This is a genomic window from Paenibacillus sp. FSL L8-0158 (assembly GCF_038592965.1).
Taxonomy (GTDB): domain Bacteria; phylum Bacillota; class Bacilli; order Paenibacillales; family Paenibacillaceae; genus Paenibacillus; species Paenibacillus polymyxa_D.
Window position 1 is genome coordinate 1,342,956 of the sequence record NZ_CP151949.1, and the last position, 25,319, is coordinate 1,368,274.

The window sequence follows — 25,319 nt, forward strand, 5'->3', positions numbered from 1 at the left end:
GTTTCATAGCATGCAGCAAGCGACAGGACAGGTTCCCGTCATACGTATGGAGGGTGTGAGTAAAATCATTTCCTCAAAAGCGATCGTGGATGATCTGACGCTGGAGGTTCCGGCGGGGCAGGTATTTGGCTTCCTTGGACCCAATGGTGCGGGAAAAACGACAACCATCCGTATGATGGTTGGCCTGATTTCGATCAGCAAGGGCGATATTCATATTTGTGGAGACAGCATTAATACTGATTTTGAAAAGGCAGTTTCCCATGTCGGCGCGATTGTTGAGAACCCGGAGATGTACAAGTTTTTGACAGGTTATCAAAATTTGCAGCATTTTGCGCGAATGTCTCCTGGGGTGACCCAAGAACGCGTGGATGAAGCGATTCGTTTGGTGGGACTCGGAAACCGGATTCACGATAAAGTAAAAACCTACTCGCTCGGGATGCGGCAGCGACTTGGAGTAGCTCAGGCGATTTTGCATCGACCGAAGCTGCTCGTGCTGGACGAGCCGACCAATGGCTTGGACCCGCAGGGTATTCGTGAACTGCGGGATTATTTGCGTCAATTGACCCGTACGGAGGGAATTACCGTATTCGTATCAAGTCATTTGTTGTCCGAAATGGAGCTGATGTGCGACCGTGTAGCCATTATTCAGAGCGGACGGCTGGTTGATATCAAGCAACTGAAGAATACAGGGGAGGAAGTGCAGACAGCGGAAATTGCCTTTGAGGTAAATGATGCCGAACAAGCCTATGCGCTTGCTGGAGCAGGACGCGTTGAAGGTAATCAACTGCTGCTTCACCTGGAGCGGGAACAGATCGCAGAGATGAACAGCCTGCTGGCTGCAAACGGAGTTAAAGTATATGCGATTCGCCCGGTTGCCCGTACGCTAGAAGATCAATTTTTGGAAGTGACGGGAGGCGGGTTCATTGGGTGATTTCTTCAAGCTGGTACATAACGAAAATCTGAAAATTTACCTGCGTGTGCGCACATGGATTATGCTGGGGTTGCTGGCGGTCATCACTGCTGCGATTCCGATGTTGATCTCCCTGGTTTCCGATCAGGTCAGTGTGTGGGATGGGATTGCATTAACGACGTTGTTTACGTTTTTCCTCAATACGACGTTTACGGTCATTGTAGCCGCTGATTCGGTGGCTGGTGAATTTACTTGGGGAACGATTAAGCTGCTGCTCATCCGACCTTGGACTCGCAGCAAAATATTGTTGTCCAAGTATATATCCGTGATTTTGTTCAGTATGCTCGGAACGATCATTTTGATCTTGATGGTTACGCTGTCCTCATGGCTGATGTTATCCAAGGATGCACCAGCGGGTTCTGTTCCGCTGTTCAGTGATCCGATATCTTACGTAACGTTGAACTTCTTGTATAGCTATATTGCCTTGTTCGTGACGATGGCCTTTGCTTTTATGCTGTCCGCTGTTTTCCGTTCCAGTGCCTTGGCGATTGGGCTGTCGCTGTTCATGATGTTTACCAAAACAATCTATAACTCTATTGGCTTGTTCAGCACAGATCGTTTTGAATGGACCAAATATGTACTATTTACGCATATGGATCTGAAAAAATATCTAGATATGCCGCCGGGTACGGTAAGTTCCAGTCTAACCTTTTCGCTCACCGTGCTGGCCGCTTATTATGTGATTTTTATCGCCATTGCCTGGGTGGTTTTCGTAAAACGGGATGTTTCAACCTAAATCGCAGTGTCTTAGAGTTACACAAAGGACGTTCAAATGCTCAGCATTTGGACGTCCTTTTGTTATTTCAGGATTTTTCAAAATCCTCTTTAACACTGTTTTATCCAGTATCTATGTCATTTTTGTTACATATTCTGCGTGCAGGGGTATATTGTAATCTATTTTCAGCAAGAATCAATCAATAGGGTCATTTTGCGTTTAAAGAGGTAGAGAGAAACAGAACAGAGGGGGCCGCATGGTATGCTGCAAAATAATCGTTTTTTTCGTGTAACTACAGGTATCGTCATGCTATTACTCATCATTTACTTGGGCACCAAAGTAAGCTTTATATTTAGTCCTCTCGTATCTTTGGTCAGCTTGCTGGTGGTACCGTTAATGCTATCTTTTTTCCTCTATTATTTATTGAGGCCGATTGTGGATGTAATGGAACGGAGAAAAATCAAACGATCTATCTCCATCTTGCTGATTTATTTGGTCATTGGAGTATTATTGTTTGTTTTCTCATGGGGTGTGTGGCCTACGCTGCGTGATCAAGTAACCAATTTATTTGAAAATGCGCCGAAGCTCATTAAAAGTCTGGTTGATCAATTGAGCCAATGGCGGCATAATCAATCCTTGAGACAAGTGCTGCCTCCGGGTGAAGACCCGCTGTCACAACTGTCAGATACGTTGAACGAAGCCTTTTCGACGCTATCTGATTATTCGGTAAAGCTGGTATCGTTCGTGTCCTACTTTTTTATCGTATTGGCTACCTTTCCAATATTGCTCTATTACATGCTGAAGGAAGGGAGCAAGTTTGGCCCTAAAATACTAAATTTCTTTCCTAAAAAATATCACAAGGACGCATTGGAGGTTATGGAAGATATCGATAGTGCACTCAGTAGCTTTATCGTCAGTCGGGTGCTGATCAATGTCGCGTTGGGTGTAATGATGTTCCTTGGATTTTTAATTATTGGTTTGCCTTATGCCTTGCTGCTCGCCGTTATTTCGATTTTTCTTAATTTTATTCCCTATGTGGGGGCAGTGGCTGCTTCTATACCTGTGGTTATTATTGGATTTCTCGAATCACCCTCGATGGCGCTCTGGTCGCTGGTTGTGGTGATTGCTGCACAGCAAATTCAGGATAATTGGCTGTCACCTATAGTTTTTGGCAAACAGCTGGATATTCATCCGTTGACTGTCGTTATTTTACTGTTAGTTGGTGGTGACCTGCTCGGGATTCTGGGTATCATTTTGGTGATTCCATTGTATATGTGCGGAAAAATCGTCATACGCAAGGTATACCAATTATTTTTGGAACGCAGAGTGGAGGATATTATGGAATGAATGGAGAATGCACTGGGTTTAAAGGAGTATATACTGACTTTACCCTGCTTCGGATTGCAGAGTGGCTTGGCTGTCCTCCCTGTCTTTGCTGAAACTAGATTGGGTTTCGTCGTTTGGCTCATCCGTAGAAGTTGACAACTCTACATCCTTTGTTCGGTTCATTTGACTTGTGCCGTCCAGTACACCGCCTTCAGAGATGACCAATGCAGCGGTCGCGGTATTTCCGTACAGCTCACCTGTCGGCGTAATGGTTAGTCGTCCTTCTGTAGTAATGCTGCCGAACACCTTACCGGCAAGGATGACGTCTTGTGCGAAGATGTCCGAACGTACAACAGCAGATTCTCCAATGACGACAGTACGAGTGCTGCGGATATCGCCCTGAAAATGACCATCAATCCGAATATTGGCCTCTGCCTCAACGGTACCTTCAAAGCTGGTGCCATTAGCGAGCAGTGTATCCATAGCTGGGGTGGAGAGCTTTTTTTTGGATTCCTTGAACATGATGGTTTTCCCCCAATCTTTTATTGTAAAGATTTTGAAAAATCCTCATTGTACATACAGTAATGGATCGACAGGTTGGTTATGCTTGACGATCTGAAAATGAAGATGAGGTCCTGTGCTTCTCCCGGTACTTCCCAGCAGACCGATGGTCTGTCCTTTGTGGACACGATCTCCTGGAGCCACCTGCATGCCGCTCAGGTGCATATACCAGCTCTGGAGTCCGTCAGGATGCTGGATGATGATGCACTTGCCGCGGGCTCCGCTAGAAGCAGCCTCCAAGACGGTGCCTGCTCCTGCTGCATAGACAGGATCACCGGTTTGTCCGGCAATGTCCACGCCTGAATGAAAGGCAGATCTACCCGTAAAAGGGTCGCTGCGATAGCCGAAGCTGGAGGTCATTCGCCGTGAACCTACAGGCCAAACGGAGGGTTTCCCTTGCACGGCAAGAGCCAGCCTACGAGTCTGGAGTAACTGTGCGGCTTGTTTGCGCTCCAGATTTTGCTGGACGGCATTTGCTTGCTGAATAGAGCGAGGAACCGTACGTTCCACCGTGTCCAACAGAGATTCGATCTCCTGAAAATCATCCATTGCCTGGCGAGTTAGGAAGGCAGTATTTTCATGTACTGCGATCAGCTCACCCCCAATATGGCCGGAAGCATCCCAGGAGAGCGGAGTCATGGTCTTTTTATGGTTACTTGTGGCAGATGAGTTTCCGTGTTTACGAATGAATTGTTGCATTTGCTGTTCCAGCTCTGTTACGCGCTGAAGGCGTTCACGAATATGGGTGGCTTGATTTGTCAGCTCCATGACTTCCTGCCGTAGTCGCCCAATGGCTGCATCCTTGTCCGCTACCGTGACCTCCATCTGCAAACTCTGGACAGCAAGATTCGTTTCCATTTGGGAAATAATATGGGAAGAACGGATTTGCAGCCCGATCACGAGCGTAGAGATAGACGCGATCACAAGAGTCGGGACGAGAATGACAGCGGCTGTAGAGCATTGTAGCTGCTTGGGCGGTTGCTGTGCATCCCGAATAACAAGCAGGGTCATCCGGCGATTTAGGCTTCCTTTTTTCATAATCGCTCCTTTCCGGACATCGCTCCTATAGTGCTTGGTTACTATCTATTCAGCTTAAGAGGCAAACATGTCAAAAAAATTGGAGCTTAGTATAAAACGTAGATGAGGATTTTGTAAAATCCTGAGATATATAAGGAGGCTTAGACATGCTGTGGTTGCTGTTGGTTTTAATTGTTTTTATTTTTCAGACCGGGACGATCCTGCTCTTTGAATTTCGCAAGCCGTCCAAAGCGGTAGCCTGGCTTTTTATTTTGTTTTGCTTCCCGCTCATTGGCTTTGTCGTGTACTACTTTGTTGCACAGGATTATCAGAAGCGTAAAGTGGTTCGAAAAGGGGGATCGCAGCTGTTTCGTGAATTCCGCGAGCGTCTATGGGCGCAATCCAAGGTCATTGAACATGTGGAGCAAATGCATAATCCTCATTTCAAACATCAGGAGCGCCTGTTTAACCAGTTAATTCGTATGTCGGAAAACCCGTTGACTGGATGTAACCGCACACGTGTGCTGACGAACGGTGAAGAAGCCTTCGAGGCCATGCTGGCAGCGATGGAACATGCGCAACATCATATCCATGTGGAGTTTTACATATTTCGGGCCGACGAAATCGGAAGAAAGTTTCAAGAGGTCATGATCCGCAAGGCACGTGAGGGAGTAAAAGTACGATTCGTTGTAGACGGTGTGGGGAGCTACAATTTACCCTATTCCTTTATTCGCACCTGTAGTGAGGCGGGAGTGGAATTTCATTATTTTCTACCTCCGTTTTTCGCCACACTGGACCGCCGGATTAACTATCGCAATCACAGGAAAATCGTGGTGGTAGATGGCATGGTTGGATTTGTAGGAGGGATTAATGTAGGCGACGATTATCTCGGAAAATACCCCAAAGTAGGATTTTGGAGGGATACGCATTTGCAGATTGAAGGAGATAGCGTCTATTTTCTACAAAATGCGTTTCTTAGTGACTGGAAGCTGGCCTCAGGGGAGAGACTGATGGATGTGAATTTATTTCCTCCACATACCTGTACCGGGGATGAGGAAGTACAGATTTTGAGCAGCGGTCCCGATCAGGTATGGGATACGATTCAGGAAATGTGCTTTGGGGCGCTCACAGTTGCCAAAAAGCGGATTTGGATTACGACGCCGTATTTTATTCCCGATCCGGGCATTTATGAGGCGCTCAAGCTGGCGGCAGTCAGTGGCGTAGATGTGAAAATTATTATTCCCTATCAGTCCGATTCGAAGTTAGTTCATTTGGCGTCTCTGTCCTATGTACAAGAACTGCTGGAGGCAGGGGTGGAGTTCTACCAATATCGAAAAGGATTTATTCATGCCAAAGTGGTGATTGTCGATGATTTACTCGGCTCGGTCGGGACCGCCAATATGGACATGCGCAGCTTTTTCTATAATTTTGAGTTGACCGCTGTAGTTTTTGCTAATTCAGCGCTGGAACGGCTTTCGGCAGATTTTGTAGAGGACATTTCCAACTCCTCACGCATAGATTTAAACGTGTTCCGCAGACGGCCTAGATCTCAGAAAATAGCTGAAATTCTAACTCGCATGCTCTCTCCACTCCTTTAAAGGCGATTTTCGTCGTTTTTATCGCTATAATCCCGCTTTATTGTGATTTATGTGCTCTTTGCTAACTTTTTTGCGCGAAATCACAGTTTTGTGATATACTATTTATATAAATAGCGCGGTAATGAATAGGGGACTGCGGATAGCAGCCCCTTTTTTGTCCAATATATCATACTGTAACGGGGGGATTTATATATGAGTGTAGTGAGCAAGGAAGTCCAAAGTTTATCTGAGATTACAGATGTGACCGGAGAGTTGACCAAGATCAGCAAAATTCCAGCTAATCCAAAGAACAAAGTAAAACGCCTGTTTCAGCGTGCAGCCATGATTGTAGTTGGTGCAGCTCTGATGGCAGTGGGATTGGAAATATTTCTAGTTCCTAACGGCGTTATTGACGGAGGCGTTACAGGTATTTCCATCATGGCCTCCAAGATTACTGGCTATCCGCTCGGTATTTTCCTGACCCTGTTGAACCTTCCATTTTTACTTATCGGCTACAAACAAATCGGTAAAACCTTCGCTTTATCCACATTATTCGGCATCGTCGTTATGTCCATTGGAACCGCATTACTTCACAATGTAAGTGCATTGACTCCTGGCGAACCGCTGCTCGGCGCTATCTTTGGGGGCGTCATTCTCGGCGTTGGGGTAGGTCTTGTGATTCGGTCTGGCGGCTCGCTGGATGGAACAGAGATCGTAGCTATTCTCGTCAGTGAAAAGACTCCTTTTTCGGTCGGTGAGATCGTACTGTTCGTTAACATATTCATTCTGGGAAGTGCAGGTTTTGTGTTCGGTTGGCCAAATGCCCTGTATTCCATGATTGCTTATTATATCGCCATGAAAATGATTGATATTACGATTGAAGGTCTGGATCAGTCCAAATCGGTCTGGATTATTAGTGAAAAATACCGTGATATCGGGGATGCCCTGACGGATCGTCTTGGACGGGGCGTAACTTATCTGGAAGGTGAAGGTGGCTTTACAGGCGAAAGCAAGAAAGTGATTTTCGTCGTCATCACCCGACTGGAGGAAGCGAAGCTGAAGAGCATCGTTGAAGATTGGGACCCGCACGCTTTCGTTGCGATCGGTAACATTCACGATGTGAAGGGCGGACGCTTTAAGAAAAAAGGAATACACTAGCGCAAGGGGACAATTTCTCAGCCTAATGGCTGTGGGGTTCGTCCCCTTTTTTATTCTTCCAAGCATGGATCAGGTTCGGTGTGCCTTGGTGCGCATATGCTTGAGGACGTCTTCTACAGGTTGGGGAGGAACCTTGTCGATCAAGTCGCCTACCCGATTTAGTCGTTCCTCAATATTCAGCAAATGGTAGTCAAGTGGTGATACATCTTGCCGTACCTCTTCCCATGTTAGCGGAGTGGAGACCGTAGCGCCGGGGCGTGCCCGCGGGGTATAAGGAGCGGCCAGAGTTTTCCCCTGATAATGCTGCAAATAATCAAAATAGATGGCTGTTCCACGATCCTTCTTTAACCTTTCGAGTGTGAACAGATGCGGGTGCTTTTCTGTCACAAACTGTCCGACTAATAGCCCGATGCTGCGAAGTTCGTCGAAGGTTATGCCTGTACGGATCGGAACGATAATTTGTACACCTGTGGCCCCGGATGTTTTGGGGACGGAGTCCAAACCAAGCGAAGCCAGTACTTCACCGACAATAGAGGCTGCCTCCATAATACGTGGCTCCACCTCTCTGGATGGATCAAGGTCAATCATCCATTCACAGGGCAGCTTGTTTCCCGCTTCGTGCAGAGAGGGGTGGAATTCCAACGCAGCTTGATTACCAAGCCAGAGGAGTTGTGGCAATTTGCCGAGCACGATATATTCAATGCCATCATGCAGGGCGGTTTCAATATAGTCCGGCCGAGGACGTGGGGCATTTTTCTGATAAAAAAAATCACCGTGAATCCCATGTGGCCAGCGGATGACGGTCAGCAGACGATGATGACAATATTTGAGCAGGAAGGGAGCCAGTACCGCGAGCTTGCGAAGATACAGCGCCTTAGTCACGCCTGCTTCAGGCCACAGCGGTTTATCCGGGTTGGTGATAGGAATTTCCTGACCTTCAATGGTAATAGTACCTTTAACAGCTTGTCCCATTGTGCTATCCTCCTTTGGCTAATATGCAGCAAAATCTTTATTTACAGGCTGATTGTTAAGCTTTTAGATCTACATAGGGTTTAACATGAACGTGAAGTGCTGAATTTATCCATCAAAAGGATTGACAAGATACATTATGTATCATAAATTTATAATAAAAATACGATATGTATCTATTAAAGTGTCTTGAGCAGAGGTAGAGGAGGAGTTTGCTTGATTGAAAAGCAAGGCGGAGGGCTGGTATTCCTGTTAAGTGTCCCTCGGAGTGGAAGCTCGTTGCTTACCGCCATTTTGCAAAACCATTCCCGCCTGTTTGCCACGCAGGAAATGTGGTTTCTGCTCAGTTTATATGATCTTCCGCAGTCACATACACGCCCATATGGAGGAACAGGGATACTCCGGCAATTTTTTAAAGGTATGGTCCCCTCCGACGTATTGGAGCAGGCCTCCCGTTCGTATGCACTTGAAATATATAATGGTTTGCTTCAAGGTACAACAGCAGATATGCTTATCGACAAATCCCCGCGTTACTATACGGTGCTGGAATTTATAGACCGTTTATTCCCTGCTGCCCGCAGGTTGTGGCTTATCCGAAACCCTTTGGCCATTGTGGCCTCATTCAAAAAGGTCAATCAGCTACGGAACGGACGTTTTCAACTACTGGAGGAACTGGGGAGTCCGCATTTTAATATGAAAATGACGGATATTACGGTTGGTTTGTTCCGTTATACTCATTATTTTGCTACACCTCATCCACTTGCATACCCGCTTAGATATGAACAGCTCGTATCCAATCCAACGATGGAGATCGAGAAACTGTGCAGTTTTTTGGGAATCCATTATGAAGCGGGGATGGAAAAGTACGGAGATTTCGCGGATACGCCCAAATCCAGTCTTTTTTATAGTATGGGAGCGGGCGATCCATTCGTAGGAGAGCATGAACAGGCGCATCAGGATTCGGTACATAGCTGGCAACATGTGTTGAGTAAAAGGGAAATTGAGCTGTATTGCAGAAGCATTGGGTCCCGCATGTTTAAGCAACTTGGTTACGCGGAAGCGCTGGAGCAGGCTGAACAGATGACTGGAGTTCGCTTTGAAGATGAGCCAGATATGGAGCTGCTGAGTCGACGTACACAACAATTCCTCCAGCAAAGCGGCTTTGAATGGAAGGCAGCTTATCGGATGCTGGAAGAACAGGATACAGATAACAGAGAACTCATGACAAATGCAATCCATCATACTCCACCCCAAGATCCGACATGGATGCATGTGGACCAGAGCGTGAACGATCGACGGATCCAATCACTGGAAAACAGGTTGGCACATAGCTATGAGGAGCGGAACCGTCTTATCGCTCAGCTTCAAAGCTATCAACGCCCACATCAAGGTCTCCGATCTCGCAGCCTCTTGGCCCGTAAACTCAGGTACTTGGCGTCTGTAGCATTATCAAGTATAGGAAAAGAAAAAGGGGGAAGAACGTGAGTGCGATTGCCGGAATCTATAGCTTTGGGCATGAGTCTGTATGCACCGAAGAAGGCGGGAAAATGATGCAGGCCCTGCGGAAATATCCCGCTGACCGCGTATGCGCTTGGTGTGAAGGCTCTATTTTTTTGGGTTGTCATGCCCAGTATGTGACCCCGGAATCTGTTCATGAGCGTCTTCCCTTTTATGATGAGCTAAGAGATTTGGCAATCACGGCGGATGCGATTATTGACAATCGTTCCGAGCTGTTTGAACGGCTGGGAGTTGAGCAGGAACGGCGGCAAGATATCACGGACAGCGAGCTGATTTTGCTGGCATATGACAAATGGGGAGTGGAGGCAGCCAGTTATCTGATAGGTGATTTTGCCTTTGTCATTTGGGATGCCAAGGAACATCGATTATATGGTGCTCGAGATATGACAGGCCATCGTACGCTGTACATCTACCAACATGACCGAGGATTCGCGTTTAGCACGGTAGTCGCTCCGCTTTTGGCCCTGTCCTCTCTGCGAAAAGAACTGCATGAACCGTGGCTGGCCGAATTTTTGTCCATCCGCACCATGCAGGAATCCGTCGATATCGGGACGACCGCCTACAAGCATATCAACCAGCTTCCTCCTGCACATTGGTTCACTATGGAGGAGGGGAAGCGAACCCTTCATAAATATGCATGCCTAGATGAGGTAGAGCCACTGCGGCTCAAAACAGGAGGTGAGTACATAGAAGCTTTCCACGAGGTGTTCACACAGGCGGTCACTGCCCGATTACGGACGCATCGCGCTGTAGGGGCTGCCTTGAGCGGAGGGCTGGATTCCGGAGCGGTTGCCAGCTTTGCCGCGCCAGCGCTGCACTTGCAACAAAAGCCGCTACATGCCTACAGCTATGTGCCTGTTCAAGATTTTACAGACTGGACACCGCCTACATTGCTGGCGAACGAACGAAGCTACATTCATTCTACGGCTCGCTATGTGGGCAACATTCACGAGAACTATATGGATTTTGAGGGAAAAAGTCCGTTTTCAGAAATTGATATTTGGCTGGATTTGATGGAGGCTCCCTACAAATATTTTGAAAACTCCTTCTGGATCAGAGGTTTTTATGAAAAAGCGCAGGAACACAATGTCGGTGTACTGTTGACCGGGGCACGAGGCAATTTTTCCGTATCGTGGGGCCCTGCACTGGACTATTATGCCCGTCAGTTTCGTCATTTGCACTGGTTGCAATCCTTTCAGGGATTGAGGCGGTACAGCAAGCTTACGGGCAGGCGTATGTCTCATCTACTCCCTGTGATGCTGAAGAAAGCGACTTCACTTGAACCTCGTTTATGGCTGCGGCGTGGCCATCGCAGTTCCGTTCCTTCACTGATTCACCCAGAGTTTGCCCAACGGATGCATGTAGAAGATATTCCTGTATTGAGCGGAACAGGTTGGATGAAAAATGCCGATCAGACGAGAAAAGAGAAGTTCTCAAATTTGGCGATTGCCAACAAAAATGGTGTGGTCGCGACCAAACTTTCACTACGTTATGGCCTATGGGAACGTGATCCGACCGGGGACAGCCGGGTAATTCGCTTTTGCTTATCAGTGCCTTTTGAGCAGTATGTGCAAAACGGTCGGGACCGTGCCCTCATTCGTACGGCCATGCGTGATCATCTACCTGATGATGTTCGGTTGAACCAGCGGGTACGCGGCGTGCAGCCTGCAGATTGGCTACATCGTATGCTTCCTTGCTGGGATACGTTTATGGGGGAGCTTCAACTGATGTGTCATGATTTACGAGCCGCTGAATATCTCAATATTGAGTTTATTAAGACGGCTATGGCGAAACTTCACCACCCCGGCCCTGAGCAGGCGTCTGATCCGAATATAAGACTACTCATGCATAGCCTGATCGTGTACCGTTTTCTCTGTAGATTGAACTGATCGAACCTATCCGGTCAGACAGTTCGCCATTCGTTGGAGGGGAGGTGATGAAATGAGTAAAAAAGAATGGCAGGAACCGACGATAGAGGTGCTGGATATTAGCCAGACCATGGCGGGTAAAGGCTGGAGACAGATTGATTGGGTGTCCGACCACGATGCCGATATCTATAATCCAAGCTAATAGATGGTTATACATGTTATACATGCAGCCAATGTTGGACTGGAAGCTAGACAACTGGGCCGATAACGATTGAATGAACGAGAATAGCATGATCCATTGGACTCGTATTCAATACACAGCCGTCTTTATTTCTTTCGGGTTAGAGGTGTTGCCCAAGAAATAAAGACGGGATTTTTAAGGACAGAGGAGTGAGTCCTACCGTGCATGACAGGAGTGCAGATGTCAGTTGGACGAAATATACAGCCTTTGGACTCAGGATTGCGAGTGAGCTGAATCTGCCTGAGCTGATGTTGGCAGCGTCAGGAGTGGTAGAGGATGTAATCATTCGACAGGCTGATTTGACTGCATGGAGTGGTCAGCTGGAGCAGGCCAATTTTGTGATGCTGGATGAGCGATTTATGTTCCAAATACCGGGCACGGCCATTTATGCCGTCAGGGAAGGCAAGGAGATCGAGGTAAGTATATTCTCCGGGGCTGATCCTGACACCGTGCGGCTGTTTGTGCTGGGTACATGCATGGGTGTTCTGCTGATGCAAAGACGAATATTACCTATTCACGGAAGTGCGGTCGTCATCGGGGGAAGGGCCTACGCATTTGTGGGTGAATCGGGTACGGGGAAATCGACACTGGCTGCTGCTTTTAGGCAGGCAGGTTATCAGATGGTTAGTGATGACGTGATTGCTGTAAAAGCTGCGGCTTCCTCTACCATCGTGTATCCAGCCTATCCGCAGCAAAAGCTGGAGCTTGAAAGCTTGCTCCAACTGGAGGCTTTACGGGAGAACAAGCATGTACGCAAAAGAAAGCACATACAGTCCCTAACTGACGACAATTCTGTAATACCACAATACACAGATCTGCGTATGCTTGCAGGTGAGCTGAATAAATATGCCGTACCCACCGTAGATGAATTTTATAACGATCCGCTACCCTTAGGGGGCGTGTTCGAGCTAGTGGCAGATTCTCCAACCCGTGCGTTGATGCGCGAAGGGAAGCTAGTGGCGGTTACGGAACAGCCCTTGAACGTTCTGGAGTGCTTGCATACATTACTACAACATACATATCGTAGGGTAATTATTCCGCGAATGGGTTTGAGTGAATGGTCGTTTGATACAGCGGCTAGGATGGCTCGGAAAGTGGAGGGCTGGCGGTTGCTGAGGGATAGTTCCGTCTTTACTGCGTCCGAGGTTGTACAACGGGTCCTTGAACTCATTCGTAAGGGGGAAAAGAGTTATGGCAGCCACTAATCCAGCTAAGGATCATTATCGCGTCATTTACGGTGAAGAGGTCTATGTCAGTGATATGGACGGAGAAAAAGTGATGATGAGCATTAACACTGGTAAATATTACAACTTAGGCTTCACAGGAGGACGAATCTGGGAACTGGCAGAATCCGGTCCTTCACTCGGCGATATCGTAACTGTCCTGACAAATGAATATGAGGTGGACGAGGAACAGTGCAGACAGCAGGTACATACCTTTGTGGCTGAGTTGGAGCGGGAAGGACTGTTAAAGCTTCTACGGGAGTCGGTATAACATGCGAATACAACGGCTTCTTCTCCTGTCTCCAGAAGTCAGGAGATTGTTGCCGGAAGCCTGGCTGGAGCTGGGATGGGCGAGGCTGTGCCAGCGTCGTTCTTTTGGGGATTACTCAAGGGTTTGGGGCATATGTATGGAAGAAACCCCATGGCAGTGTGATGTCGAGCAGGAGAAGTCCATTCAGCAGATTTCGCACGCTGTGGAGCTGGCAAGCCGTTATACTCCTTGGCGTAGTAGTTGTCTTGTACAAGCCGCTGCGGCGATGACGTTGCTGGGGCGCAGGAAACTGGACTGCACGCTGTATCTGGGCACAGCCAAAAATGCCGCTGGACGCTTGGCTGCACATGCATGGGTACGTAGCGGACCGATTTATGTTACGGGGAAACGGGAGATGGAAGCATTTACGGTGGTGGGGATATTCGGGAGACGTGCTGTGACGGATACAAATAAGAATATGGAAGATAAAGGTAGTTATTTGCTTTAATGCGATGAGACAAGAAGGAGAAGAATGCATGCCCACCAAGTCTGTTTTGGAACTTGCGAATTGGAATGAGGATCAAGAATTAACGTTGTTACTCTCTCTATTGGGGAAAGACGTTTCTCATTGGCAGGATACGACTGCTGCTACCCAGCTGCGTGAGATGGATTGGGTCCGCTTTTTACGTCTGACCGAGCACCATCGAGTGGTACCTACGGTGTATCTCCAGCTGAAAACATTGAATCATCCATTCATTCCCGCAGAATTGTTGCGAAACCTTCAGGCGCAATATCATCGAAACACGCTTCGCATGCTCTATCTTCAAGCAGAAGCCGAGCGTCTGACCAGGCTGCTCATAGCTCATGGAATTCGTGTGCTTATGTTGAAGGGGCCTGCTCTGGCGCAGCAATTGTACGGGGATGTTTCTCTGCGTACCTCCAAAGACATCGATTTACTCATTGCCCCTGACGATATGGATGAGGCTGAGCATTGGATGAAGGAAGCCGGATATGCGCCCAAGAGCGGAGAAGTGCGTGTCCTTGGCAGTTGGAAATGGAAGGACCATCATGCATCCTACCTACATCCGCAAAAACGGGTAGAGATTGAGTTGCATTGGCGGCTTCACCCGGATGGGGGTGGGGAACCCTCTTTTGACGAGCTGTGGAACTGCCGGAAAAAGGGCAAAGCTGTAGGAGCCATTCGGCAGGTACCGTTGGGACCTGCCGACAACAGGACTGTGATGACGTCCTGTATGTATACGCTTGGCAGCGAGCATCAATTTCTGTACTTGAGTGCGCATGGTGCGCGTCACGGCTGGTTCAGGCTGCGCTGGCTGGTTGACATCGACAGGCTTGCGGTATGTGCTGTCGATTGGGAGGCGCTACTGCCGATGATGCGTCGCTACGGGGGCCTGCCTGCTGGCGGGCAGGCTTGGGCACTCGCCGCTGCGCTATTGGGTACGCCGATACCGGAGCCGATGCGTCCGGTATCGGCTACCCGGCAGGCGCATAGGCTCGCGCTGAGCGCGCTGGCCTTCATGCAGGCCAGCGTACCCGCACCGTACCCGATCACCCACGGGTCGGGTACAGGTAGGCTTGCTCCATCAGAGCTGCTGCACAGCAGAGCTTTGGCGGAGCAAGCGGAGGCCGCCCCTCCAGGTGGCGGTCCTTCAGTATGCAGTACCTGTGGCGAAGCAGCCATGCTTGCCACCCGTGGCGTTACTAGCATCACGGAAGATGCCAGTAACGACGATCATAGCCCGATGAGCACCGCTGCCAGTTGTGCCCCGATGACTCCAGCTGCTGCCTCCAGCCAAGTCATGACCAAAAACAGGGCTGTCTATCAGCCGGTCAGCCGCACTTACTTGCTTTCCTTAAAAGAGCCAAGACACAGACTATGGTATCTTATCAGCCGTTTGTTTCCTTCTACGGGCGATTCGATCGTTTTTCCACTGCCTCGCCAGCTGCATTTTTTGTATATCCCTTTACGTCCATTTCTCTGGCTGAAGCGGCGATTTTCAAAGCACTGACTCGATAGAGGATTTTGTGAAAATCCAATAAGCGGCTTTCAATGAACAATATATAGATCGAAATGGTCTAGTTCATCTATATATTGCACTTTGGAACGACTGGAATCGAATTTTGCAAAATCCTGGATAAGGAGTGTGCATTATGGTTCACCTGCGATTATATATGACAAAGCTGTATAGCGTGAACGGCGGTGCGTTATTTCTCAATATTGGGTGTATGATCATTGTCAGTCTGCTGGAGGGTTTTGGCATTTATATGCTTGTTCCTATGCTGGCGGCCATCGGCGTATTTGTCGGTCATTCAGGGATGCCATTTCTGTCTGATGGATTGGATCATTTTTTGCCGTTCGTTCCTAAAAGCTGGCTGTTGCCGGGGATGTTGATGGTTTTTGTAGTGCTGCTTACAGGGCAGGCTTTGCTTCAGCGTTACCAATCCATCCTGAATTCGCGGATTCAGCAGCGTTTTATGCGTTCTCTTCGAATAGACGTGTACACTTCCTTCATGAAGGCGCAGTGGGCCTTTTATTTGCGTCAGCGTAAATCTGATTTTAGCCATGTGATGACGACCGAGCTGGCGCGTGTCAGTCAGGGAACGAATTTGCTTCTTCAACTGACTACAGCCGTCATGTTTACGCTGATCCAGATTGCGCTGGCTTTTTGGTTATCCCCCTCTTTAACCGGACTGGTATTTCTGAGTGGATTGGGGCTGTTTGTTGTGTTCCGCCGCTCCATTCGAAATGCCAAACAATTAGGTGATCGTACGACTGAGCTGTCACAGGTTTATTTTGCTGGAATTACGGATCACATGAACGGCATGAAAGATATAAAAAGCAATCTGTTGGAAGCGGCGAATATCCATTGGTTTCGCTCCCTGACGCAACGCATGGAGGATAATACGACCCAATTTGTTCGGCAAAATGCGACCACACAGTTTTTTCATCGTACAGCAGCAGCTGTTTTTGTCGCTTGTGTCATATTTATATCGCTGCAGTGGCTGCATGTTACACCTGAAAAACTGATTGTGCTGATTCTTATATTTTCCCGCTTATGGCCCCGATTTGCTCTTATTCAAGCGAGTCTGGAATACATCATGTCTATGATCTCCGCTTTTGAAAGTGTCACCAAGGTGCAACAAGATTGCGAAGCTTTCACAGATCCGTCATTGATTGGACTTGCATCCTCTGAGACTCGCGTTCCATCCGATCCATCGGTAGTCAATCTATCATCTGCATCTGAACGGCAACCCCTGTCCCTTCGTCATGGGATTGAATGCAGCCATCTGGATTATCGCTACGAGGGTGCAGTAGAGCCTGCACTGCGTCATATTAATTTGTTCATACCCGCCCGGGGAATGACAGCCATTGTAGGGAAATCAGGAGCAGGTAAAAGTACAATGGTCGATGTCCTGATGGGTTTTTTACGTCCAACTGGGGGGCAGATTACAATAGACGGGCTTGTTCTGGGCGACGAATTGTTGCCCCAGTGGCGGCAGTCGTTTGGCTATGTGTCACAAGATCCATTTTTATTTCATGCGACTGTCCGCGAAAATTTGATGCTGGCGGATAAGGATGCTAGTGAGCAGCAGCTATGGGAGGCGTTACATTTTGCGGCAGCAGACAACTTTGTATCCAGACTGCCCGAAGGGCTGGACACGATCATTGGAGATCGCGGGATTCGTCTGTCTGGAGGAGAACGTCAACGGCTAGTATTAGCACGGGCTATCTTGCATCATCCTCCGGTACTTATATTAGATGAAGCGACAAGTGCGCTGGATGGTGAACATGAAGCCGCAATTCAGGCAGCACTGGAACGGATGAAAGGTCAAATGACGTTGATCGTCATCGCTCATCGCCTGTCAACCATCAGACATGCGGATCAAATTGTCGTACTGGATCAAGGCAAGGTCATACAGCAGGGGGACTACCGCCAACTGGAACAAGAGGAGCGGGGGGCGTTCAGTCAGCTACTATCGTATCAAAGCAGTGTCACCGCCACCCCTTAACCAGACTTTTCTGTAACTCAGCTTAAGTTTCTTTACGTTTGGCAGTGCTTCTTTTCTTTTTGACTGGAGTCGGAGAGAGGTTGTCGCCTGCCACCGCCTGCTGTGCTGTTGGGGCTGCTGGTTTACGCGCAGGGCGTTTTTTCGCAGCAGGGCCGGGATCGGTAACGACAGGTTGCACTGCCTCGATGCTGGCCTGAAGGGCGGCCATTAAATCTACTACATTGGTCTGAGGCTGTGTTGGGGCGATTCGCACCTCTTCACCAGCAACTTTATGCTGAATGAGATCCAGCAGACGCTCGCGGTACTGATCCGTATACTTTGCTGCATCAAAAGGTGTAGATAGCTGCTCAATCAGCATTTTGGCCATGGTCAGCTCCTTCTCTTTAACCTCTTCCTGCCCGGGTAAGTTAGGAACTTGAGCAATGGGACGAATTTCATCGGGGTAAAACATCGTCTCCACCGCCAAACATTCATCCAACACCCGAATCGCCGCCAAGCTGCTTTTAGAGCGGATGGAGATTTGGGCAATCCCGATTTTCCCGGTATCCTTCATTGCATTCATGAGCAGCTTATACGCATTGGAGCCAGCCTGATCCGGGGATAAATAATACGTTTTCTGAAAGTAGATCGGATCAATTTCCTGCAAATCAACAAAATCCAAAATCACGATATTTTTATCCGCTTGTCCGCTAACTTGCTCCAGTTCCTCCTTGTCGAACATGACAAATTTTCCCTTTTCATACTCGTAGCCTTTTCCAATTTCCTCCCATTCGACCTCCTTGTCGCAAACGGGACACTTTCGTACATAGCTAAGTGGGCTTCCACACTCCTTGTGAATGTAACGCATGGAAATGTCCTTATCCTCCGTAGCTGAAAACATTTTAACGGGCACATGAACCAGCCCGAAGCTGATCGCGCCTTTCCAGACCGTATGCATACCGCCAGTCCTCCTTTTCTTTAATCCGCATTTTGCATCCTTCGATTCCGGGCACCCCGGGATATGAGCATATGATTTTTACTTAGTATGCTTCGTCCAAGTGATTGTATGAGGTGTAGATAAAGACTGCGAATTGCTGCCGCTTGCGCATGGTTACAGCAATTTTGGTACATAGTAAGGCATATCCGATTCAAAGGGGGTACACAATTTATGTCTGGAAAATCCTATCCTAGGCAGATCAGTCATCGTGTGGGTCAAAGCCATATCGCCTTTCGGGGTCCTGCGGGAGGCGAACAAGATGCATTGCCGCCCGAGTTTGCCCTTTCACATGGAACTCAGCCGCCTTTTCCCGTTGCTGTGGCTCATGTGGATTTGGAGGCTGTAGTTTCAACCTCGCCTTCCCATAGCTTTCCTTCATTGGACGTTGAACGACTTATAGATGAAGACTAGGTGACCTACATTTCTAAATTAATGCACCAACAATCAGCAGGAGGAGAACAGCATGAACGTGGAACGAGCAAAAGCCATTTATGATTCATCTGAAAATATTGCCGTACAATTGGATGGCAAACCGATTTGGATTGAGCATGTGGATGAAGCAAACGGTATGGCTACCGTACAGGTGGGCAGCAACCCCGGCAATACTCAAACCGTCCGTGTGGATCGTCTGGAAGAGCGGTAGGAGATGGGAACCAAACATCTGGTCATTATCCATGGCCGTGACAAAAAGCCCAGAAGCGACGAAATGCTTCGTCTTATTAAAAAAGCACTGATCGCAGGATTGCGTCGAGTGAACGAGGAAGCGGCACAAAAACTGGAGCAAGAGCAGATTTTACTGACATTTAGTTATTATGGTGACATCAACAATCGACTTTTATTAAAGAGTCAGCCTCGGTACAGAAAACTTTTTGAAGAAGACGATGGAGATTTCTACGTTCCAGACCATTATTACGACGAAAGTATGGAACAATTAATTAATCGACCAACGGATCATATGACCCCGGTGGAATACGAGCGTCTGATAGCCAATGAACCCACTATACACTTCTATGATGATGCTGCAAAAATACTCAGCCCTTACCTCTCTTTGTTTGGTATGAGTACCCGTGCGATCAAAAGGATTCTCCCTGATCTGGGAGCCTATTTAACCAGTCGTGTAATAGGCTCCCAAATTCGCGAAAGGCTACAGTGCCCTCTAGCCGAGGCTTTAAGTAGTGGAGGGGATGTCATGCTGCTTTCCCATAGTATGGGATGCATGGTGGCTTACGATGTTTTATGGAAATTTTCACGTATGAGCGAATACAAACATCTATGGGAATACAAAGTTAACGAATGGCTAACATTAGGTAATCCGCTAGGCGAGCCAGCCGTAAAGCGCAGCTTGTATGATTCCAATGAGCCTGACGACGGTATGTATCCCGCAAATATCAGACATTGGACCAATATTAACGCCGAGGATGACTACATTGCGCATGATGCAACGGTTGAAGATGATTTCCATCTGATGCTGAATCGAAATTTAATAGAAAGTATTGATGATCAGCCGCTTATTCAGACATTCTGGAAAGATAGTCACACTGGGCGTGCTAATCCCCACAACTTCTTTGCTTATCTTAACCATACGAAGGTGGCTGAGCATGTAGCGGATTGGATTTTACGCTCATAAAAGGCGAATTTTATTTGCACAGCTGTAGGCTTTCATCGCAGAATGCTGCTTGAAAGGTCCCGCTCCAACAAAAAAAGGCTCGCTATTGCTCAATGAGCAATTAGCGAACCTTATTTCTAATAATGATATACTGTTTTGATCCCTGTCTTACAAACAGGGGTCAGTCTCTATCTCCCCTTAAGGGCTTATTTCGTTCCCATGACTTCACACTGAATGGCCCTCAAATGTGGTGAAACCATCAGTTTAGCCTCTGTTGCTAATTGAACGTCTTCCACCGTCAAACCCGGAGCAATTTCTTTTAGCATCAGCCCTTTACCTGGAATAACATCGATGACAGCCTTTTCGGTTACTATGGTCTTTACAACATTTACAGCAGTCAAGGGCAGCTTGCATTGTTCCAGTATTTTCGGCGCGCCATTTTTGTTCACATGCTCCATGGCTACAATCACTCTCTTGGCTCCAACTACCAAATCCATGGCTCCCCCCATACCGGGCACCTTTTTCCCAGGGATCATCCAGCTTGCAAGGTTGCCTTTCTCGTCGACCTCTAGGGCGCCTAGCACGGTGATATCCACATGCCCTCCGCGGATGATGGAAAATGAAAGTGCACTGTCAAAAAAGCATGCTCCTTCCATAGTTGTAACGTAGTTTCCGCCTGAATCGATACAATCGAGCCTTTCTTTTCCCTGAGCCGCTTTGGGGCCTACGCCGAGGATTCCGTTCTCAGCCTGCAGCATAATATGAATGTCCTCGGGGATATAGTCCACTACCATTGTAGGCAATCCGACACCAAGGTTGACAACTTCACCATTTTTGAATTCCTGGGCTATTCTTCGAGCAATGAATTCTCTGTTATTCATGCGTTTTCACCCACCTTTACAATTGCGTCGACAAATATTCCGGGAACGTTAACATGATTGGGGTCAATTTCACCCGTCTTTACGTATTCGTCTACCTGAGCAACTACATACTCTGCCGCTGTAGCCATAACCATATTGAAGTTACGTGAAGAGCCGTTGATGACAAGATTCCCCGCTTCATCAGCCTTATGGGCTCTGATTAGCGCCACATCCGCTTTGAGCGGGAGTTCGAGCAAATATTCCCTTTCATCAATTTCTATTTTCTTTTTTCCTTCCTCTACAACGGTGCCTACACCTACAGGTGTTAAAACCCCTCCCAAACCGGCTCCTCCTGCGCGTATTTTTTCAGCGAGCGTGCCTTGCGGGAAGAGTTGGACCTCCGCTTCTTTCGTCATCAGGAGCCTTCCCGTTTCCGGATTGGAGCCGATATAGGATGCAAAAATTCGCTTTACTCTGCCACTTTTTACAAGCTTATAGATAGATAATTCCGGTGTGCCTGTGTCATTGGAAACAATCGTAAGATTGCTGGCGGGATTGGTGTCGACAAGCGCACGAACCAGCTCCTCCGGAAAGCCTCCTGCCAGAAAACCTCCGACCATCACCGTGTCTCCGTTTTTGACCCTCTTAACTGCTTCTTCAGCGGAGATTACTTTGTTATTCATGGTTTCTTCTCCTTATATATATATTTTTAGGAAAGCAAACTTTATTGAAGATAATCGTAGAGGACTCTTCCATATGGAAGCGTTAAATCAGCAATAAAATGTTTCCCGCCAATATAAGATTTAACCGGCAAATCTGCCACAGGAGCGTTGACATGGGGGATCAGGCTTAATCTGGCAGGCCCTGACCAGGCTCCTTTTACAGTAATGTTCTCAAGATTATACGCTACTAACTGAGCGATTTTGGGGGTACCGTCAACATCAGGAATTAACTTTAAATTAACTTGCGTTTTTGCGATGGCTTTAGCCGTTTCCTTTTCATCAAGAATGTTATATTTGAAAGGCATAGTTCCCGTGGCCACCAGGACGTTGTTGTAATGCAATGTACCCGTCAGCGTTTCCGTCTCCTCAACGATCAAGCGAGGCTTTGCCCATTTTTTCGGAAATCCCCAGACTTCGCGTCCCCCCAGAATAGCAGGCGCGTTATCCAAATACATTTGGGCGACAAAATTGCAGGGTTCTCCTTGAAAAGTACACGGAATGACAATACCGCTTTCCTCATAGCTTCCTAACCCGGATGAATCGGGCATCTTGATCCATTCATAGGAAACCGTATTGCTTCCATCCGGCTGAAGAGGTTCCGGGACCGCCTGTCTAATCGCAGCGGGATCGGTCTCATAGGTAATGATAAAAAATTCCCGGTTGATGAAGCGGTATGGCGGGCGCCCGTAGCTGCCGCTAGCCGCAGGCATGGATTGGAGTGAAAGTACATCTTTTTGATTCATAACGGTCTCCCTTCCTTTTAAGAGATAGTTCTAAAATTCATCTTGAACCGCACTTTAAATGAGCGCATTTTCAACCAGCATCGCTATGCCCATTCCTGTTCCGATGCATAACGAGGCGATACCGTAACGTGAAGATCTTCGCACCATTTCATGAACCAACGTAGCCAATATCCTAGCACCACTGGCCCCGACAGGATGCCCGATCGCGATCGCGCCGCCATTGACATTCACTTTGTCCAGGCTGACCCCTAGCTCTTTCACTACCGCTAATGCTTGTGAGGCAAACGCTTCATTAATTTCAAAAAGATCAATGGCATCGATGGATATACCTTGCTGCTTCAGAAGTGTCGAAATGGCTTTCACTGGCCCCATTCCCATATATGCAGGATCAACGCCAACAAGGGAATAACCCTTGATATATGCCAATGGCTTTAATGCATGTTCTTTGCATTTGTCTTCCGACACTACAAGCACGGCCGCCGCGCCATCATTGATTCCCGAAGCATTCCCGGCGGTAACCGTTCCGTTCTCCTTAAACGCAGGCCTTAATTGCGAAAGTTTTTCTTTCGTTGTATTTCCTCTTATGTGTTCATCCTCTGTGAAAGAAATAGTTTCTTTTTTGTTTTTGATCATGACTGGAACAATCTGTTCTTCAAAAAGCTTCTTATTTTTTGCTTCTACGGCCTTTATCTGGCTTTGATAGGCAAATTCGTCCTGCTCCATTCTTGAAATTCCATATTTATCGGCAACATTTTCTGCGGTAATTCCCATATGGTAATGGTTGATCGGGCACGTAAGGCCGTCGGCCACCAGGGAGTCTACCAACTCACCGTTACCAAGTTTGTAGCCGTTTCTTGCATTCCTTAGCAGGTAAGGGGCATTCGACATGCTCTCCATGCCTCCGGCCAAGACGATGTTGCCTTGTTCAGCCAATATTGAATTGTAAGCTAAAGCAACGGCATGAAGTCCTGAACCGCAAACCGTGTTTATCGTTGTTTCGGGTACATCAATAGGGATACCGGCTTTTAATGCCGCCTGTCTGGCAGGATTTTGTCCATTGCCCGCCTGAAGAACATTTCCCAAATAAATCTGATCAATCAAAGAAGGCTCTAATTTACTTTGCTGAAGGCATGCTGTCATCACGGTTGCTCCCAGTTCGGAAGCGCTTAGAGGCGCAAGGGTTTTGTTAAAAGAGCCGACCGCTGTTCTTAACGGGCTGACTAAAGCTACTTTTTTCATTAAAAACTCACATTCCTTTCGCTGTGTTCAAAACACAATACATCCATGATTGCACTTCAATTGGTAATTTCCGCTCTTAACCTACGAGACGTAGCGACTGCAAGATATATTTGCATGCGGGCATATCATGGTGCCTAAGACAGTGAGTGTGACGGTTCGATCGCCTTCTCTCATTGGAAATTAAAACCAGTTTTATCATAGTTCTAATGCAGATTTTGCTCAATGTCCAAATATTTACACATATCTATGTACAGATGTTTATAGGGTCATATAGGCCACGATAATTAGGCCATTCTAACGTTTTCTGTTATTTTCTTGTTTTTTCTGAAAAACATGATCATAAATTGAATTTTCTGTTAAAAATGAAAGTTACAATCCATACGTAAAAAAGTTTTCCTCGCAAATATCATCTAACTCAGCTGGAAAATAAAAAAGCCTCCAGAATTTTCTGAAGGCAGCTTTGTTTCTGACCAATCTGGTCTTGAAAAAGCTAGGCAGGTGCCAATCCAATTGAATACATTTGGAATTCCAATAAAAATGATGGCCCCTTTGCGAGATAGCGAAAAACATTGACTTTATAACGTACATAAAACTTCAACCACTCACGAAAAATGTACATCCTTTGTAGCGAGTAAACGCACAAAACGATTGCCAAGCACCTCATTATGATGAGCAACAATTTGTTCACTGCTCAGCACCTTGCTATCAAATGTACTATGCGCATCCAATACGAGCACGTTGTTCTGGTATCCCAGACTATAGGCGCTTCGGCAAGTCGTGTCGAGGCAAAACTCGGTCTGCATCCCCGCGATTACGAGCTGATCGGCCCCCAGTTCCTTCAGCACATGGCCCAATTCGGTTTGGTAGAAGCTGTCCCAGGATGATTTACGGACAATTCGTTCATGAGGAAGAGGGCGCACCACATCGGCGATGGCCCAGCCTACACTGTTTTCCCGGAAATCCTCATCCGCTTCATCGGTATGCTGTACAAAAATCACGGGTGTACCTGTAGCTCTGGCTTTATCCAAAAGCTGTTGCAAATGCGCTACAACTTCCTGCTCACGATACAGCTTCTCATCATACATGAACATCGCCTGCTGAACATCAATCAAGAGTAAAACGGTTTGTCCCATCGTTTCGATCCCTCCCTGTGTGTATCATCTAACTTACAATAGCATGTCTTCATGCCTTGCGGCGACATAAGGTGAACTATATAATAAAGAACAAGTTGGAACGGTCCGATTCGGACGAAAGGTGATTAAAATATATGACAATTTCGCAGGAACAGTTTACGTTCCGTTCTGTCTCAGAGGCACAGACCGGGGCATTGGCAGGTTTTCTGGCAGCCAAAGCGGTTCCCGGAACAGTGATTGTGCTGGATGGAGATCTGGGGGCGGGCAAAACTGCTTTTTCCAAGGCTTTTGCCAGCCATTTAGGTGTGCCGGGTATCGTAAATAGTCCAACCTTTACCCTCATTAAGGAGTACGAGGGCCGATTGTCTTTGTATCATATGGATGTGTACCGGATTTCCCAGGACGAGGCGGAGGATCTCGGACTGGACGAATATTTTTACGGGACAGGAGTATGTCTGGTGGAATGGGGTAGTATTATACCGGATATATTGCCGGAGCAGCGGCTTCACATGTATATAGAAACAACGGATGTGGGGGAGCGCCTGATTCACCTGACCGGGTACGGCGAGCCTTATGAACAATGGTGCCGCAGTTTGCGGGAGAATGGAGTTTGAA

26 protein-coding genes are annotated in these 25,319 nt (G+C 47.5%); 17 read left to right on the forward strand and 9 right to left on the reverse strand.

The window, feature by feature from the left end; translation table 11 throughout:
- Positions 1–10 precede the first annotated feature (10 nt).
- The 3 genes from NSQ68_RS06020 (at position 11) to NSQ68_RS06030 (ending at position 3,032) form a co-directional block, all read left to right on the forward strand.
- Complete coding sequence (locus tag NSQ68_RS06020; protein ID WP_250259088.1) at positions 11–931, forward strand: ABC transporter ATP-binding protein; 921 nt, start codon at positions 11–13, stop codon at positions 929–931.
- Positions 924–1,706 (forward strand): ABC transporter permease subunit, encoded by a 783-nt coding sequence (locus NSQ68_RS06025; RefSeq protein ID WP_307348389.1) that lies wholly within the window; start codon positions 924–926, stop codon positions 1,704–1,706. Before NSQ68_RS06020 ends, NSQ68_RS06025 begins: the two co-directional genes overlap by 8 nt.
- 240 nt (positions 1,707–1,946) lie before the next feature.
- Positions 1,947–3,032 (forward strand): AI-2E family transporter, encoded by a 1,086-nt coding sequence (locus tag NSQ68_RS06030; protein WP_342428292.1) that lies wholly within the window; start codon positions 1,947–1,949, stop codon positions 3,030–3,032.
- A 39-nt stretch (positions 3,033–3,071) separates the two neighbouring features.
- On the opposite strand, the gene NSQ68_RS06035 is transcribed toward NSQ68_RS06030, so the two are convergent.
- The gene (locus tag NSQ68_RS06035) at positions 3,072–3,533 is read right to left on the reverse strand and encodes a polymer-forming cytoskeletal protein (protein WP_307348393.1); all 462 of its coding nucleotides are present in this window, start codon (positions 3,531–3,533) and stop codon (positions 3,072–3,074) included.
- 45 nt (positions 3,534–3,578) lie between these two features.
- Entirely contained in the window at positions 3,579–4,610 is a 1,032-nt protein-coding gene (locus NSQ68_RS06040) for a M23 family metallopeptidase (RefSeq protein WP_029516222.1), read from the reverse strand.
- Between the two features lie 146 nt (positions 4,611–4,756).
- On the opposite strand from NSQ68_RS06040, the gene cls reads away from it, so the two are divergent.
- A complete protein-coding gene (cls, locus tag NSQ68_RS06045) occupies positions 4,757–6,187 on the forward strand; it encodes a cardiolipin synthase (protein ID WP_029516223.1) in 1,431 nt (476 codons plus the stop codon).
- Between the two features lie 192 nt (positions 6,188–6,379).
- Positions 6,380–7,324, forward strand: a complete 945-nt coding sequence (locus NSQ68_RS06050; RefSeq protein WP_307348401.1) for a YitT family protein — start codon at positions 6,380–6,382, stop codon at positions 7,322–7,324.
- Positions 7,325–7,393: 69 nt separating this feature from the next.
- On the opposite strand, the gene ligD is transcribed toward NSQ68_RS06050, so the two are convergent.
- Entirely contained in the window at positions 7,394–8,296 is a 903-nt protein-coding gene (gene ligD, locus NSQ68_RS06055) for a non-homologous end-joining DNA ligase (RefSeq protein ID WP_340931604.1), read from the reverse strand.
- A 213-nt stretch (positions 8,297–8,509) separates the two neighbouring features.
- Between ligD and NSQ68_RS06060 the strand changes: the two genes are divergently transcribed.
- The 8 genes from NSQ68_RS06060 to NSQ68_RS06095 all read left to right on the forward strand — a co-directional run bounded on the left by NSQ68_RS06060 (position 8,510) and on the right by NSQ68_RS06095 (position 17,425).
- Positions 8,510–9,778, forward strand: a complete 1,269-nt coding sequence (locus tag NSQ68_RS06060) for a sulfotransferase (RefSeq protein WP_029516226.1) — start codon at positions 8,510–8,512, stop codon at positions 9,776–9,778.
- On the forward strand, positions 9,775–11,700 hold the full coding sequence (locus NSQ68_RS06065; protein WP_342428293.1) for an asparagine synthase-related protein: 1,926 nt from the start codon (positions 9,775–9,777) through the stop codon (positions 11,698–11,700). The genes NSQ68_RS06060 and NSQ68_RS06065 overlap by 4 nt, the downstream gene beginning before the upstream one ends.
- Before the next feature lie 52 nt (positions 11,701–11,752).
- Complete coding sequence (locus NSQ68_RS06070) at positions 11,753–11,881, forward strand: paeninodin family lasso peptide (RefSeq protein ID WP_134902123.1); 129 nt, start codon at positions 11,753–11,755, stop codon at positions 11,879–11,881.
- A 200-nt stretch (positions 11,882–12,081) separates the two neighbouring features.
- Positions 12,082–13,125: a serine kinase gene (locus tag NSQ68_RS06075; RefSeq protein ID WP_342428294.1), complete on the forward strand. Its 1,044-nt coding sequence runs from the start codon at positions 12,082–12,084 to the stop codon at positions 13,123–13,125.
- Entirely contained in the window at positions 13,112–13,414 is a 303-nt protein-coding gene (locus NSQ68_RS06080) for a lasso peptide biosynthesis PqqD family chaperone (protein WP_025720436.1), read from the forward strand. Before NSQ68_RS06075 ends, NSQ68_RS06080 begins: the two co-directional genes overlap by 14 nt.
- Position 13,415: 1 nt before the next feature.
- A complete protein-coding gene (locus tag NSQ68_RS06085) occupies positions 13,416–13,901 on the forward strand; it encodes a lasso peptide biosynthesis B2 protein (RefSeq protein WP_342428295.1) in 486 nt (161 codons plus the stop codon).
- A gap of 28 nt (positions 13,902–13,929) precedes the next feature.
- A complete protein-coding gene (locus NSQ68_RS06090; RefSeq protein WP_342428296.1) occupies positions 13,930–15,423 on the forward strand; it encodes a nucleotidyltransferase family protein in 1,494 nt (497 codons plus the stop codon).
- A gap of 142 nt (positions 15,424–15,565) precedes the next feature.
- Positions 15,566–17,425 carry an ABC transporter ATP-binding protein gene (locus tag NSQ68_RS06095; RefSeq protein ID WP_342428297.1) on the forward strand — a complete coding sequence of 620 codons (1,860 nt, stop codon included), beginning with the start codon at positions 15,566–15,568 and terminating at the stop codon, positions 17,423–17,425.
- 22 nt (positions 17,426–17,447) lie between these two features.
- Here the strand turns inward: NSQ68_RS06095 and NSQ68_RS06100 are convergent, their stop codons facing one another.
- The gene (locus NSQ68_RS06100) at positions 17,448–18,362 is read right to left on the reverse strand and encodes a Ku protein (protein WP_029516233.1); all 915 of its coding nucleotides are present in this window, start codon (positions 18,360–18,362) and stop codon (positions 17,448–17,450) included.
- Positions 18,363–18,572: 210 nt separating this feature from the next.
- Between NSQ68_RS06100 and NSQ68_RS06105 the strand changes: the two genes are divergently transcribed.
- The 3 genes from NSQ68_RS06105 to NSQ68_RS06115 are packed head-to-tail and all read left to right on the forward strand — an operon-like array spanning position 18,573 to position 20,028.
- On the forward strand, positions 18,573–18,812 hold the full coding sequence (locus NSQ68_RS06105; protein ID WP_307348424.1) for a hypothetical protein: 240 nt from the start codon (positions 18,573–18,575) through the stop codon (positions 18,810–18,812).
- 52 nt (positions 18,813–18,864) lie between these two features.
- Entirely contained in the window at positions 18,865–19,044 is a 180-nt protein-coding gene (locus NSQ68_RS06110) for an H-type small acid-soluble spore protein (RefSeq protein ID WP_029516235.1), read from the forward strand.
- 3 nt (positions 19,045–19,047) lie between these two features.
- A complete protein-coding gene (locus tag NSQ68_RS06115; RefSeq protein WP_342428298.1) occupies positions 19,048–20,028 on the forward strand; it encodes a hypothetical protein in 981 nt (326 codons plus the stop codon).
- A 185-nt stretch (positions 20,029–20,213) separates the two neighbouring features.
- On the opposite strand, the gene NSQ68_RS06120 is transcribed toward NSQ68_RS06115, so the two are convergent.
- The 5 genes from NSQ68_RS06120 to NSQ68_RS06140 all read right to left on the reverse strand — a co-directional run bounded on the left by NSQ68_RS06120 (position 20,214) and on the right by NSQ68_RS06140 (position 24,704).
- Entirely contained in the window at positions 20,214–20,888 is a 675-nt protein-coding gene (locus NSQ68_RS06120; protein WP_342428299.1) for a 3-oxoacid CoA-transferase subunit B, read from the reverse strand.
- Positions 20,885–21,550, reverse strand: a complete 666-nt coding sequence (locus NSQ68_RS06125) for a CoA transferase subunit A (RefSeq protein ID WP_342428300.1) — start codon at positions 21,548–21,550, stop codon at positions 20,885–20,887. Before NSQ68_RS06125 ends, NSQ68_RS06120 begins: the two co-directional genes overlap by 4 nt.
- Positions 21,551–21,591: 41 nt before the next feature.
- Positions 21,592–22,332, reverse strand: coding sequence for an acetoacetate decarboxylase (locus tag NSQ68_RS06130; protein ID WP_039269579.1), 741 nt, complete (start codon positions 22,330–22,332; stop codon positions 21,592–21,594).
- Positions 22,333–22,386: 54 nt separating this feature from the next.
- Positions 22,387–23,571: an acetyl-CoA C-acetyltransferase gene (locus NSQ68_RS06135; protein WP_342428301.1), complete on the reverse strand. Its 1,185-nt coding sequence runs from the start codon at positions 23,569–23,571 to the stop codon at positions 22,387–22,389.
- Positions 23,572–24,173: 602 nt separating this feature from the next.
- Positions 24,174–24,704 (reverse strand): cysteine hydrolase family protein, encoded by a 531-nt coding sequence (locus NSQ68_RS06140; RefSeq protein WP_342428302.1) that lies wholly within the window; start codon positions 24,702–24,704, stop codon positions 24,174–24,176.
- Between the two features lie 134 nt (positions 24,705–24,838).
- On the opposite strand from NSQ68_RS06140, the gene tsaE reads away from it, so the two are divergent.
- Positions 24,839–25,318: a tRNA (adenosine(37)-N6)-threonylcarbamoyltransferase complex ATPase subunit type 1 TsaE gene (gene tsaE / locus NSQ68_RS06145; protein ID WP_342428303.1), complete on the forward strand. Its 480-nt coding sequence runs from the start codon at positions 24,839–24,841 to the stop codon at positions 25,316–25,318.
- The last annotated feature ends 1 nt before the right edge of the window (position 25,319 follow it).